The sequence below is a fragment of the Janthinobacterium sp. LM6 genome, assembly GCF_002002885.1.
Taxonomy (GTDB): domain Bacteria; phylum Pseudomonadota; class Gammaproteobacteria; order Burkholderiales; family Burkholderiaceae_D; genus Janthinobacterium; species Janthinobacterium kumbetense.
The window spans coordinates 1,534,051-1,548,204 of record NZ_CP019510.1 but is presented as its reverse complement, the minus strand read 5'-3'; the positions used below and the strand labels follow the sequence as shown (position 1 = coordinate 1,548,204).

The following is a 14,154-nucleotide window of genomic DNA, read 5'->3' as shown; positions in this document are numbered from 1 at the left end:
GAAACCCGTGCTGCTATCACTCGACGATCCCCTCTGGCCCACCCTGGAAGGCGGCTACCGCATGCCCTACGACGCGGCCGAGGCGCTCAAGGCCATGCGGGCGGGCGAAGACGTCTGGCATGAGCTATGGGAAGAGCTGCACCACCAGGGCGACGTGGGCGTCGCCTCGTATGCGGCCGTGCCCCAGCTCGTCCACCTGCTGGGCGGCGCCGAGTCCCGCGAGGAGGATTTCTATGCGCTCATCGCCCTGATCGAGCTGGAACGCCACCGCAAGCACAATCCGCCGCTGCCGGAGTGGCTGGCCGCCAGCTACCAGGCGGCCTGGGAGCAACTGCCCGCCATCGCCGCGCGCGACTTGCAAGGCCAGCTTGATCCCGTCATGCTGGAATCCGTGTTCGCCGTGCTGGCCCTGGCCAAGGGCAACTTGCGCCTGGGCGCCCTGCTGCTGCAGATGGATTCCTCCGAAGCGGACGAGTGGCTGGAAGAGCGCCTCGGCTGGTCCGAGGTCTACGGCAAGGACGCGTAAGGGCTAAAAACGCTCATCGCGCAGCGCCGGCATCACCAGTTCGCGCACGAACGAGGCATTCGACAGGTTCAGCAGCATGCGCACGACGGCGACGACGTCATGCACGGGGATCAGCTCGCCTTCGCCCCGCGCGGCGGCGTCCGCCAGCGGCACGGACAAGCCGTCGTAGGTATTCAAATAACCGAGTTGCAGCGCCGTCACGGCCAGGCCCTGTGCGCGGAAACCTTCACGCAAGGCATCGGCGATGCCGTTCAGGGCGAATTTCGAGGCGCTGAACGTCACTTCCGGGCGGCCGCTCTGGCGCAGGCCGGACGTCGAGCCCGTGAGGATCAGCTGCGGCTTGTTGCTCGCCAGCAAGCGCGGCACCAGGCGCTTGAGTAGCAGAATGGTCGCCGTGATGTTGGTATTGACCATGTCGACGATAGTATCGTCCGCATCGGCGAGAAAAGCATAGTCGTCGCTGAAGGCCTTTTCTTCCCATATGCCCAGGTTGTAGATCACCGCGTCCAGTATGGCCGGCGCTTCGCGCGCGATGCGTTCGACGGCCTCGGCGGGTGCGGCCAGGTCCGCCGCGATCCATTGCAGCTGTGTACCTTGGCCGGAGGGCAAGTCGGCGGGTTGCTGACGCGATACGCCGATGACGGCATGCCCGTCAGCAAGCAAGCCGTCCACCAGCGCGCGTCCCAGGCCCCGGCTGGCGCCCACGATCATGATATGCATACTGTGTCCTTTACAATGAAGTCAACGCCGATGATAGCGGCGTTGTATTAAGCACAGCTGAGGCGGCTCCCCATACGCGCCGCATTTACTCACGCGGCGGAAATGCGTATGCTAGATCTGGCAATCTCCGATAACACACAAGAACGAGACACATGCCTACTTCCAACACCGCCGCCATCCACGCCGCAAGCCGTCCCCTCACCCAGCAAGACTATAAAACCCTGTCGCTGGCCGCCCTCGGCGGCGCGCTGGAATTCTACGATTTCATCATCTTCGTCTTCTTTGCCAACGCCATCGGCCAGCTGTTCTTCCCGCCGGAAATGCCGGAATGGCTGCGTTTGCTGCAAACCTTCGGCATCTTTGCCGCCGGCTACGTCGTGCGTCCGCTGGGCGGCATCGTCATGGCCCACTTCGGCGACTTGCTGGGCCGCAAGCGCATGTTTACCCTCTCCATCCTGATGATGGCCGTGCCGACCCTGCTGATCGGCCTGCTGCCGACGTATGCCACCATCGGCCTGGCCGCCCCGCTGCTGCTGCTCTTGATGCGCGTCTTCCAGGGCGCGGCCGTGGGCGGCGAAGTGCCGGGCGCCTGGGTGTTTGTGTCCGAACACGTACCGAGCCGTTTCACGGGCTTTGCCTGCGGCGTGCTGACGGCGGGCCTGACGGTCGGCATCCTGCTCGGCTCGCTCGTGGCGACGGGATTGAATACCGTCTATACGCCGGCAGAAATCACCGAGGGCGCCTGGCGCTATCCGTTCTTGCTGGGCGGTATCTTCGGCTTTGGCGCCATGTATCTGCGCCGCTGGCTGCATGAAACCCCGGTTTTTGCGGAAATGCAGCAACGCAAGGCGCTGGCGACGGAAATGCCCCTGAAATCCGTGCTGCGCGGCCACCGCGGCGCCGTCGTCGTATCGATGCTGCTGACGTGGATGCTGTCGGCCGGCATCGTCGTCGTCATCCTGATGACGCCGGCCCTGCTGCAAAAGATTCACCACATCGCGCCGCGCACCACGCTGGTGGCCAATACCGTGGCAACACTCTGCCTGGCCTTCGGCTGCATCATCGCCGGCATGCTGGCCGACCGCCTGGGCGGCAAGCGCGTGATCTTCACCGGTTCCGTGCTGCTGGCCATCAGTACCTATATCTTCTACACGACGATTGGCACCCGCCCCGACCTGCTGCTGCCCCTGTACGCCATGACGGGCCTGTTCGTCGGCGTCGTCGGCGCCGTGCCCTACGTGCTGGTGCAGGCGTTCCCGGCCCAGGTGCGCTTCTCGGGACTGTCGTTTTCCTACAACTTGTCGTACGCCATTTTCGGCGGCCTGACGCCCGTGGTCGTGACCCTGATGCTGAAGAACAACGTGCTGGGCCCCGCCTATTACGTGATCGGCGTGTGCGTGGTGGGCATGCTGACGGCGCTGTTTGTGAAAGATCAAAGGCAGACGGTCGGGCGCTAAATTCGCGCCCCTGCGGCAATCACTGCAGCACTATTTCCCCAGGCAGGCGCCAGGTGCGCCTGCCATCCCTTCCAGGCTGCCAGCATGCATCTCCACACTCCCGCCCTGATTATTATCGACATGCAACAAGGCATGGCCAGCCCCGCTGCCGGAAGCCGCAACAATCCCGCTGCGGAACACCAGATTGCCACCTTGCTGCAAGCCTGGCGCGCAGCGGACGCCACCGTCGTGCATGTGCGCCACACTTCCAGAACGCCAGGCTCGCCCTTCTGGCCCGGCCAGCCCGGCGTGGAATTCCAGGCAGCGCTGGCGCCGTTACCGGAAGAGCATGTCGTGGAGAAAAATGTGCCAGATGCCTTCATCCACTCGGGACTGGAACGCTGGCTGCACGTGCGCAGCATCAGCAAGCTGGTCATCGTGGGCGTCAGCACCAACAATTCCGTGGAATCGAGCGCGCGCACGGCGGGCAATCTGGGCTTTGCCACGCAAGTCGTCGCCGATGCGTGTTTTGCGTTTGCTCACATCGATTATGCGGGCACATCGAGAACGGCGGACGAGGTGCATGCAATGGCGTTGGCCAATTTGCACGGCGAGTATGTGCAAGTCGTAGTCACGGCGGAGGTGATCGATGCACTGGCCGGTCCTAGCCCTATGCCAGCACACCACCTTGTCCGCTAAGCTGTGTTCGGCATACGACAGTTACGCTGAAAAAACATCGCCGCCGGGTTCTCGGCACATTGCCTGCAAGCACACACCGGCCAGCGCCGCCTTCGGGCGGCTTTTTTTTTGCCCTGGTTTGCCGCGCTGCACCAAATTCTGAAAAGGCGTTTCACATCGCAAAATCCCGAACAACGGACTCATCTATTAATGCTCTCACTTTTTGAAAATTCATTCCGCATCATGAAAAATAATAATTAAGCCATTGAAAAACAAAGACTTAATTTAAGTTATATGTCTTATATAAGACTTGAACATCGACGCGAATCGGCCTACTATTTAGTCATGCAGTTTGCTTCGACAAGACGTTGTGGCGCACTCGGCGATTTTCTCAAACATAGCTTTTCTTTTTAGGAGATTCACATGTCCCAATATCAAGACGACATCAAAGCTGTTGCCGGTTTGAAAGACCAACAAGGCAGCGCATGGAACGCCATCAATCCCGAGTCCGCCGCCCGCATGCGCGCCCAGAACAAGTTCAAGACCGGCCTGGACATCGCCAAGTACACGGCGAAGATCATGCGCAACGACATGGCCGCCTACGATGCGGACCCATCGAAATACACCCAGTCCCTCGGCTGCTGGCACGGTTTCATCGGTCAACAGAAGATGATCTCCATCAAGAAACACTTCAACAGCACCGACCGCCGCTACCTCTACCTGTCGGGCTGGATGGTCGCCGCCCTGCGCTCCGAGTTCGGCCCGCTGCCGGACCAGTCGATGCATGAAAAAACCGCCGTCACCAGCCTGATCCGCGAGCTGTACACCTTCCTGCGCCAGGCCGATGCCCGCGAACTGGGTGGCCTGTTCCGCCAGCTGGACGCGGCCCAAGGTGCTGAGAAGCAAGCGATCCAGGCCAAGATCGACGGCCACGTCACCCACGTCGTGCCCATCATCGCCGACATCGACGCCGGTTTCGGCAATGCCGAAGCCACCTATTTGCTGGCAAAACAGTTCATCGAAGCGGGCGCCTGCTGCATCCAGATCGAAAACCAGGTGTCCGACGAGAAACAATGCGGCCACCAGGACGGTAAAGTCACGGTGCCGCACGAAGACTTCCTGGCCAAGATCCGCGCCATCCGCTACGCCTTCCTGGAACTGGGCGTGGATGACGGCATCATCGTCGCCCGCACGGATTCGCTGGGCGCCGGCCTGACCAAGCAGATCGCCGTCACCAACGAACCAGGCGACCTGGGCGACCAATACAATTCCTTCCTCGACTGCGAAGAAGTGTCGGCCGACGCGCTGGGCAATGGCGACGTCATCATCAAGCGCGAAGGCAAGCTGCTGCGTCCAAAACGCCTGCCGAGCAACCTGTTCCAGTTCCGCGCCGGTTCCGGCGAAGAGCGTTGCGTGCTCGACTGCATCACCTCGCTGCAAAACGGCGCCGACCTGCTGTGGATCGAAACGGAAAAACCGCATATCGCGCAAATCGGCGGCATGGTCAGCGAAATCCGCAAGGTCATCCCGAACGCCAAGCTGGTGTACAACAACAGCCCGTCGTTCAACTGGACCCTGAACTTCCGCCAGCAAATCTTCGACGGCATGAAAGCGGCAGGCAAGGACGTGTCCGCCTACGACCGCGCCCAGCTGATGAGCGTGGAATATGACCAGACGGAACTGGCGGTCCAGGCCGACGAGAAGATCCGCACCTTCCAGGCCGACTCGGCCCGCGAAGCCGGCATCTTCCACCACCTGATCACCCTGCCGACCTACCACACGGCCGCCTTGTCGACGGACAACCTGGCCAAGGAATACTTCGGCGACCAGGGCATGCTGGGCTACGTGGCCGGCGTGCAGCGCAAGGAAATCCGCCAGGGCATCGCCTGCGTGAAACATCAAAACATGTCCGGCTCGGACATCGGCGACGATCACAAGGATTACTTCAGCGGCGAAGCGGCGCTGAAGGCGGCTGGTAAAGACAATACGATGAACCAGTTCTGAGATTTTGGTTTGACGGTAGAGTGAAAAAGCCCGCTTTGGCGGGCTTTCTCGTTAACCGAACGGCAATCCCGCTTGCTTAAGGATATTCATGCTTCATTGACATACCGCGAAGCGATAGCGCCGATGCTAACGGCAATCGATATCGATGTCGTTCTGCCCGGCCTTGCGGCCTTTCCTGTAGGTGAATTCACAAAGGCTGACGCTGTCGTCCATTCTCTTCGACAGTGTTACTTCACCATGCGCGCCGTAACTGCATTGCAGCCACTTGCCGTCTGGATAGGGGCCTTCCAGGCGGTAGCTGAGTATCGTATGCCCTTTCTTCTTGCGCTCCCCGCCAGGCACGAGCTGCCCCCTGCGCTCCGGTACGCCGTCGATAGGCGCCGCGGCACTGAGGTAGAGTGGGCTGCCGATATACGGCGTCCAGCCGGCAGGCACGGCGTTCAGGCTGATCGACGCCTCGGGCACGCTCTCCGGGCAAGCGTGGGCGGCGGGCATCGCAGCCTGAGTAAGCATAGGAAATAGGCAGCAGGCGGCGCCGGTCAACCAACGTTGATGTTGCATGGACACTCCCCTATTCGATGACGAAAAAAGCGTCGGCATTGTTGCTGGGATCGATATGCAAGCCATTCTTGTACTTGCCTTTGGCACGCAAGGTGCGCGAAGTCACGATGCCCGGGCGCTTGCCCGCCCACTGATCCATGACAATGATCCCGTCCAGCGCCTGCCCCATATACAGGGCCGCGCGATTGCCTTGTTGATGATTCGCATACTTCCCATTGATAAACGTGGCAATGGCCGTGCCCTTACGCAGAAAACGATTTCCCAGCACTGCCTCCCCCTGCTTCCAGGCCAATGTGGCCGGCGCGCCCGCGTAGTGGCGGACCAGGGCAACGCATTGATGATTGCCGACCATGGCGGTTTTTTCCAGGTCGGTGACTTTGGTGTAGGTGTAGGACATGGGACTCTCCGGGGTTGATGGGAGAGGCTTACGATACATGGGGGAAATTGTGAGGGGGTTGAGATGGGATAAGGTTTGCGGGGGAGATTGGGTACTCGGGGCGGCGGGCTGGGATATTGCGCTGAAGGGCCGAGTTCCGCTCAAAAATGGGAGAGGGGGATTCACATTGTTCGTAAAGGCAGCGGCATTGTTGGATTGTGATTCATCAAAAAGCCGATATGCTCCCATAGGTGCCCTCGCGTTCTTTCTTTTAATGAAGACATTACCCACGCCTATCAAGGCGGCTCAACAAGGCCCTGCCTTGGACGGCGCCGAGGTCCAGCGACGTGATGAGCGGTCGCCACCAATCCGCGGCGGTTTATAGATTCTGCCGGACGGCGTAGAGACGACGCAGTCGTCGATGAATTTGAACGAAGCGGCACTTGTACTGGCTCCGGTAGGTTGCGTTATCTGGTAAGGACACTGGCGCTCTCCGCCACCTGAGAAAAAAATCCCACCTGCACCGTTGTAAGTTGAATGCGATGCATTATTTACAACTCTGCTAATGCTTCCATGCCATTTGAAATTACACCTACGCTATACCCTGCCCTAGGCGCTGTCGCGCTGCGCTCGACGCTGGCGGTATCGCATACACAATTCTTGTTGCAGGAAAAGAGAGCAAAGTCTCCGAGTTTCGCCAAACCTAGATTGACGCACTTCGCGAAGACCTAGCTGCTTTATTTTCAAACATGCGGACGTTGGTGTGGAAGTATAAACAGTGTCGGTCACCGCCGCCGCCAGCACTGGCGACGGCGTTCGGCATCGACGCGACGAAAATTACGGAGGTTTGGCATGGCGCCGCCGATAAATATCACCCAATTCTACCGTGTCTTAATCCTGAATAGAATAACCACAAAGAGCTGCGGCGTCTCCTCAGGGTGACGCTCGGCCATTCTTATTGAGGTGCTCTTTTTTGACGACTTCAACGCATTTGGTAGGTGCTTTCATAAATTAAGACACTGTGGGAACAGCTTCACTTATAGTTCCGCTAGGTCTAGATTAATATCTACAACTTTGTAATCGTCAGAATATTTTCTACGCGCTGAACTTTGAGGCCATTACGCTCAGCATTTTCTTCCAAGAAAAAATAAACCGCCTGCCATACATTTGAATATGGAGATAGATTCACGTAGTTTGCCAATGCCTCATAACTTTCTGAACCCAACTTTTTTGCAATGTGTTTAATAATTTCATGCATAGGCAACCCATTAGATTTATCAAGTATTTGCCACAAGCGATCAATACTGATGTCCAATTTTATCCTATTTCCGATACCGATCGCATGTGCGAACCATAGGCTCCAATCTTCGCTACTAATTAATTGATGACAGTCAAGATAAATATTCATCTCTTCGCGAAGTCGCTCTAAATCTTCTCTGTCGCCGTGTTCGGCGAGTAAATTTATTAACGACCGTTTATCAATGATACTAAGCGTTCCCGAATTGAATAATTCTCGAGCCTTAGCAATAACGAGATTGGCAATAAAACTTGGCTCTTCCAATCTATAGTAACCGCGAATAGCAGCGCCGTCGCGCCTCTTCGCTGGCCGACTCATGCCAAGCTCATATAAATCTACCAAAAGCATAACGCCATCCGAAACTAAAAATTCTCGCGCCAGCAATAATTCAACTCCATATCTCGCGATATCCTCGGAGAAATAACAAGCATACTGACTCCATGTGATCGCCTCTTGTGCACTCGCTACAGCAATATATTCGGTACTCGCCCTTGCGAATTCGTCCTGTCCGTACACTCCAAGTGTCAATCGAAGGCGTTGAATGTGAATTGGCTGGGTGCGGGGATCACGGGCAATTTCCGATAGAAACTCAACTTGATTTTGAAACCCGTCGTCGAAGTCATGAATTAAGTAAAATGGGTTCAAAGATTGCTCTTCCGGCGGCGCTAAAAATAAGCCTCGCAAATGATCTTTCCACCCATCAATAGAAAGGTAAGCAATACCAAAACCACTCCATAGCGTACTGGATTCGATCTCTAAAAAAGCACACCTAAACAATTCATCATCGCCAACAAAATCAAATTTTTCGCTTGCAAATTTTGCCGCAAGGCGAATAACTGCGGGCAACGTATGATCTTCAAAAATTTTTGACCAGTCAATGGAGTGTTCATTGCGGAGTCCATAAATAACAGACGCAATTACCTCGACAACATAATTGCCTCGTCTTGTCTCACGAGAACGGTTAAGCAGCATTTCCAATGCATTAGGCAGTACTGCAGACAACGCATCCAACCATGCCGGACTCCATAATTCACGAATGTCATCACCTGATAAAATAAATGCCAAACATTCTAGAGTTAGTGAACTCTCTCGAGCGCGCGCCACGATAACTGGTCGTGACAGGCTAACCCGCTCGGATGTGACAAGTGCTCTACGAACCCCAATATGCATTGGTTCGCAAAACCCATCTTCGATTAGCTGACCAATCTTTACACAGGTAGAATACCCTGCACTAATCCAAGCGCTCACCAAACGTTCCGCAACTGCAGCGCGCAGGCGTGGACTAACCGATGCACCGTTGACAAGGCATCTTGCAGTTAGTCTAAGCGAAGTATAAAAAATGTCGTCTTCAAGCGTCAATTGCTGCGCTAGCACAGAGTCAGCACTTACAATTCGCTCAACAGCGAACTGAAACGCCTGAGCCCAAGGACGCCGATAAAGATTTGATAACCAATCAGTCGCATCTAGCCGACCAGAGTCGGCCAAAGTACAGCCAGCCAAGTATTCCTGAATTGTGGGGATACTAAACGAAACCCGAGACCCGCGCAGTTCCAACAAACCGTGCTGAACCAACCCATCGAAGCAATCATCACCAATCGAATCGCCGAGTACGTTACATATGCACGCCCGCGCTATGTATTCAGAGACCGCTGATTCGTTACGTTCGAGGGCCATAGCCGCGAATGCCTCCGCACCCCTGCGTAACTGGGTTTTTGCAACATTTTTCCTCCGTACCCCCTTGTGCCGATCCGGTGAGAGTACGTGCATAATATATCGTTCAAGTAAATCCGCTCTCCCTGTCGGGATTGCCCCGGATTTGGGAAGCGTCGCTACAAATATTGCGAGAAATAAAGGGATTCGACACAATAGGGATAATTCAGGGTATCCATCTATATGCCTAATAACTTCCCGAGTGTCCAACTGGCCGCGGGCTCGAAAGTATGATGTCAACATTGCCACCATCTGAACACGATTCAGACGCTGAACTCGGCATAGAGAGAAGTGAGGTACAAATGCTGAGATCGCTGCATCACGAGCACCAATCATCATTGGCGCCTCCTTGAAATTGGCAGCAAGTAATCCCAGCATTTCAAGCAGCCTTGCTCGGCGATCGTCAGCAATTTCATCGACACCATCAATCAATATAACAGCTCGACCTTGCTCGCAGAGGCGGTCCCAATCGATAGTTACACCGTAGCTCAAATTGTAGGACCCATTTAAAAAATCCAATATAGTGCCAAGTTCCGGCAGTGCGTCAGCGTGAATCAGTGCCGGAACATAGGACGTCTCTGTTGCTAAACGACGCGCGGTCGCGCGAATTAGGGTAGACTTTCCTTGGCCAGCACCACTTTCCAGTATCAAGAACTTGTTTTTCCCATTTGGAAATTGCTTAAGATCTATTTCATCTCCTCCATCGAGGTATCTCGACCTAGGGTCTTCATTTTCAAAGTCGCCATAATCTTCTTTGGAAATTATATTTACAAGAGGCCAAATAATCAACTTTGCTTCTTCCAAGGAAATTGATGTGCCAGGAACGCTTATATGGTTAACTCTAGACGCCAGCATCTGGCGATAACGCTCCAATCCGTCGCTCTGCGATCCAAATATGAAAACTTGAAATTTATCGAATAAAAGTTCGGATAAATCGCTAGCATGAAACTGCTGTCGAATTCTACCAGCCCCGCCGCAACAGTCACGGAGCCGTCCAAGCAGTGCCGCTGGCGTCTCACTTGAGTCAGGTAACCAAATCTTTGCCAGTTTGGTCTCTGCCAAGTCAAGTGTTATGAATTCTACTCGAGTACGTCGAATAACGGTAAAGGCCAGATCCGATGACGTAGCTAGAGACTTTTCAATTGATGCCGCAATTTTTTTCTGCTTAACATTTAGCGAGCGGAGCCATTCATCCATACTTAACTTACCTTGCGCGCGTTCTAGTGCTTCGCGAAGGTTCTCGAGGTTAACCCCCAAGGTCCCCAATACCAATCTAATTTGATCACTTTCGTTGGTACTCTTTTCAATCTGCCTTTTCGCTGCCGCCCAGAATTTATCCCACGGCTCACCCGCTAATGATAAATTTTCTTTTGCTTGTATGAAGTGGCAACTGCTATCCGAATAAGTCACAATGGTATCATCCACGTCCTCCGGCGCTTCGATTCTAACCGAGATTACGCGGGTTCCTACGTCAGACGGGTGAGGCGAATCGAGAAGAGCGCCAAGGTAAAGCGCGGAGACTGTATTTTGATAATAAATGCCGGATTGGGTAGTTGGTCCGCCTGGTTCTGCCATGTTGTATCCCTGATTTATATTCTTAGGTGAATAGTTTAGCCTGTATGAGCAACTGAGGGTCAGATACCGTCTTGAATGGCAAGTCCTTTTGCCAAATAATGCGCATCATAGGGCTTGTCAGTATGGATCACACCATAGATCAGATGTGCTAGTTTGTGCATGATCGCTCCAATCACGGCTTTTTTCGCCATGCCCGTTGCAGACAAGCGTTCGGCAAAACGGCAAAGAATGGGATTGTGGCGGCGTGCGACCAAGCTGAGCATGTAAAGCGCGGCGCGCAGCGAGGTATTGCCGGTACGACCGATCATCGTGCGCCCCATCACTGAAATGCCGGAATTGCGCTGACGAGGAGTGACACCAAGAATGGCCGCAAATGCCTTGGCGTTACAAAACCAACGAATGTCACCTAACTGGCCAAGTATCCTGGCGGCTTTGGGCCATGCCAACACCAGGGATGCTGACAAGAGCGAGGGTCATATCCGCCATTCGGACACAGACTGATGCCTTGGTCGCCGTAGAAGCTGGCTCAGTCAGAACCTAATTAGAACCACGAAGGCGCGCGGGGCTGCCGCGCAGCGGCAGCAGTTGGTCGATTCGGAGAGGGCCGGGCCGGTAGGCCCGGCCCTTCGAATCCCCCGCGCACGCCCCGCAGGGGGCGTGCTTCTCTCCGCCGAGCACAAAAACAAAAAGGCCACCCGAAGGTGGCCTTTTTGTTTTTGTGTCTATGGCGGAGAGAGGGGGATTCGAACCCCCGATAGGCTATGAACCTATACACGCTTTCCAGGCGTGCGACTTCAACCACTCATCCACCTCTCCTGCAGGCAATGCGTCTACTTGCTCGCATTGCGTACTATTTCTCGCTTGTCGCGAAGCCGCAGATTATAGCAAAGATTCTACGGACTGCCAAAGTTATTTACCGTGGGGTAAAAGTTAAAGCTGGCAACGACAAGCATCAGCCCAACAGAGGCCGTGGTCGGCCACCGCAGGGACCGACCTTTCATTACGACGCTTCCTTCAACTGCTCCAGGATGGCCGGGTTTTCCAGGGTCGACACGTCTTGCGTGATCGTCTCGCCCTTGGCCAGCACGCGCAGCAGGCGGCGCATGATTTTGCCGGAGCGGGTTTTCGGCAGGTTGTCACCGAAACGGATTTCCTTCGGTTTCGCGATCGGGCCGATTTCCTTGCCGACCCAGTTACGCAGCTCCAGGGCCAGCTTCTTCGCTTCCTCGCCCGTCGGACGCGCCTGTTTGAGCACCACGAAGGCGCAGATCGATTCGCCGGTCGTGTCGTCCGGACGGCCGACTACCGCCGCTTCGGCCACCAGCGGGTTGGCGACCAGGGCCGATTCGATTTCCATCGTGCCCATGCGGTGGCCCGACACGTTCAGCACGTCATCGATGCGGCCCGTGATGGTGAAGTAGCCCGTATCCTTGTTGCGGATGGCGCCGTCGCCTGCCAGGTACATCTTGCCGCCCAGTTCCTCCGGGAAATAGCTGGACTTGAAACGCTCGGGGTTGTTCCAGATCGTGCGGATCATCGATGGCCATGGGCGCTTCACCACCAAAATGCCGCCCTGGCCGTTCGGCACGTCCTGGCCCGCTTCGTCGACGATGGCGGCCATGATGCCCGGCAATGGCAGGGTGCAGGAACCGGGGACCATCGGCGTGGCGCCCGGCAGCGGCGTGATCATGTGGCCGCCCGTCTCCGTTTGCCAGAAGGTATCGACGATCGGGCATTTCTCGCCGCCGATATGCTTGTAATACCACATCCACGCTTCCGGATTGATCGGCTCGCCGACCGTGCCCAGCAGACGCAGGCTGGTCAGGTCGTAGTTGCTTGGGTGGACTTTCGGGTCCACGTCGGCCGCCTTGATCAGCGAACGGATGGCCGTAGGCGCCGTGTAGAAGATGCTGACGTTGTGTTTTTTGATGGTTTCCCAGAAACGGCCCGCGTTCGGGTAGGTCGGGATGCCTTCGAACACCACTTGCGTGGCGCCCACGGCCATCGGGCCGTACGCGATGTAGCTGTGGCCCGTCACCCAGCCGATGTCGGCCGTGCACCAGAACACGTCGTCGGGCTTGATGTCGAAACTCCACTTCATCGTCAGCGCGGCCCACAGCAGGTAGCCGCCGCTCGAATGCTGCACGCCCTTCGGCGTGCCCGTCGAACCGGAGGTGTACAAGATGAACAATGGATGCTCGGCATCGACCCATTCCGGTTCGCATTGCGCCGACTGGCCTTCGACCAGGTCGTGCAGCCACGTGTCACGGCCTGCCACCATCGGCAAGTCGCTGCCCGTGCGCTTGTAGACGATGACGTTTTTCACGGTATCGCAGCCGCCCAGCGCCAGCGCTTCGTCGACGATGGATTTCAATGGCAGCTTCTTGCCGCCGCGCAATTGCTCGTCGCCCGTGATGACGGCCACGGCGCCCGCGTCGATGATGCGTTCCTGCAAGGATTTCGCGGAAAAGCCGCCGAACACGACGGAATGGGTGGCGCCGATGCGCGCGCAGGCTTGCATGGCGGCAACGCCTTCGACGGACATCGACATATAGATGATGACGCGGTCGCCCTTGGCGATGCCCTTGGATTTCAGGCCGTTGGCGAACTTGCAGACTTTTTCGTGCAGTTCTTTATAGGTTGCCTTGGTAACGGATCCGTCGTCCGCTTCGAAGATGATCGCCGTCTTGTCGCCCAGGCCGTTTTCGATATTGCGGTCGAGGCAGTTGTACGACACGTTCAGCTGACCGTCTTCGAACCATTTGTAGAACGGGGCATTGTCTTCATTCAGGGTGCGGGTGAACGGCTTTTTCCAGCTCAGGTTTTCGCGCGCCAGCCTGGCCCAGAAGCCTTCGTAGTCGGTTTCCGCCTCTTTCACCATGGCGTGGTACGCGGCCATGCCGGAAATGGTGGCTTGTGCGGCAAAGGCCGCCGATGGTTCAAATACGCGCGACTCTTCTGGTCCTTGCTGCTGCGTGCCCTGTCCTTGGTTTTCTGTAGCGGCCATGCTTGTCTCCAGTGTAGTAATTGTTTGCTAACACGATAAGCGCCATGTCTTACGGACGCCTTACATTGCGCATTTTCTGCAGCGTTTTCCTCTGTCAAGGCTAACCATAAGCGCCTTCGGCGATGGGCGTCAAGGGGACGCGGTACAGTATTTTCACTGGGAAAATGCCTGGCGCGCCGAAGCTTCAATACCACTTTGTGTTTCATCAAACCCAATAATACAGAGCAAGGCCATGCGCAGTAATCGACAGCAAGTGTAAAATGT

The 14,154-nt window shown here is 56.1% G+C and carries 10 protein-coding genes and 1 tRNA gene; 4 read left to right on the top strand and 7 right to left on the bottom strand.

The features are described from left to right. The first annotated feature begins 7 nt into the window (after positions 1-7). On the top strand, positions 8-526 hold the full coding sequence (locus BZG29_RS06790; protein WP_077400378.1) for a hypothetical protein: 519 nt from the start codon (positions 8-10) through the stop codon (positions 524-526). A 3-nt stretch (positions 527-529) separates the two neighbouring features. On the opposite strand, the gene BZG29_RS06785 is transcribed toward BZG29_RS06790, so the two are convergent. Continuing rightward, positions 530-1,246 carry an SDR family oxidoreductase gene (locus BZG29_RS06785; RefSeq protein ID WP_077400375.1) on the bottom strand — a complete coding sequence of 239 codons (717 nt, stop codon included), beginning with the start codon at positions 1,244-1,246 and terminating at the stop codon, positions 530-532. A gap of 152 nt (positions 1,247-1,398) precedes the next feature. Between BZG29_RS06785 and BZG29_RS06780 the strand changes: the two genes are divergently transcribed. From BZG29_RS06780 to BZG29_RS06770, 3 genes are all read left to right on the top strand, one after another. Beyond that, positions 1,399-2,703 (top strand): MFS transporter, encoded by a 1,305-nt coding sequence (locus BZG29_RS06780; RefSeq protein WP_077400373.1) that lies wholly within the window; start codon positions 1,399-1,401, stop codon positions 2,701-2,703. 84 nt (positions 2,704-2,787) lie between these two features. Beyond that, positions 2,788-3,381, top strand: coding sequence for a cysteine hydrolase family protein (locus tag BZG29_RS06775; protein ID WP_077400370.1), 594 nt, complete (start codon positions 2,788-2,790; stop codon positions 3,379-3,381). 402 nt (positions 3,382-3,783) lie between these two features. Then, entirely contained in the window at positions 3,784-5,364 is a 1,581-nt protein-coding gene (locus tag BZG29_RS06770) for an isocitrate lyase (protein WP_077400367.1), read from the top strand. Positions 5,365-5,490: 126 nt separating this feature from the next. On the opposite strand, the gene BZG29_RS06765 is transcribed toward BZG29_RS06770, so the two are convergent. The 6 genes from BZG29_RS06765 to acs form a co-directional block, all read right to left on the bottom strand. Continuing rightward, positions 5,491-5,925 carry an STY0301 family protein gene (locus tag BZG29_RS06765; RefSeq protein WP_150130816.1) on the bottom strand — a complete coding sequence of 145 codons (435 nt, stop codon included), beginning with the start codon at positions 5,923-5,925 and terminating at the stop codon, positions 5,491-5,493. Positions 5,926-5,935: 10 nt separating this feature from the next. Continuing rightward, positions 5,936-6,322, bottom strand: coding sequence for a BPSL0067 family protein (locus tag BZG29_RS06760; RefSeq protein WP_077400361.1), 387 nt, complete (start codon positions 6,320-6,322; stop codon positions 5,936-5,938). Positions 6,323-7,367: 1,045 nt separating this feature from the next. Next, on the bottom strand, positions 7,368-10,883 hold the full coding sequence (locus tag BZG29_RS27655; RefSeq protein ID WP_150130815.1) for an NACHT domain-containing NTPase: 3,516 nt from the start codon (positions 10,881-10,883) through the stop codon (positions 7,368-7,370). Between the two features lie 59 nt (positions 10,884-10,942). Next, positions 10,943-11,347, bottom strand: coding sequence for a transposase (locus tag BZG29_RS06755; RefSeq protein WP_253192806.1), 405 nt, complete (start codon positions 11,345-11,347; stop codon positions 10,943-10,945). Between the two features lie 261 nt (positions 11,348-11,608). Then, a tRNA-Ser gene (locus tag BZG29_RS06750) sits at positions 11,609-11,699 on the bottom strand. A 184-nt stretch (positions 11,700-11,883) separates the two neighbouring features. Then, entirely contained in the window at positions 11,884-13,890 is a 2,007-nt protein-coding gene (gene acs / locus BZG29_RS06745; RefSeq protein ID WP_077400358.1) for an acetate--CoA ligase, read from the bottom strand. Positions 13,891-14,154 lie beyond the last annotated feature (264 nt).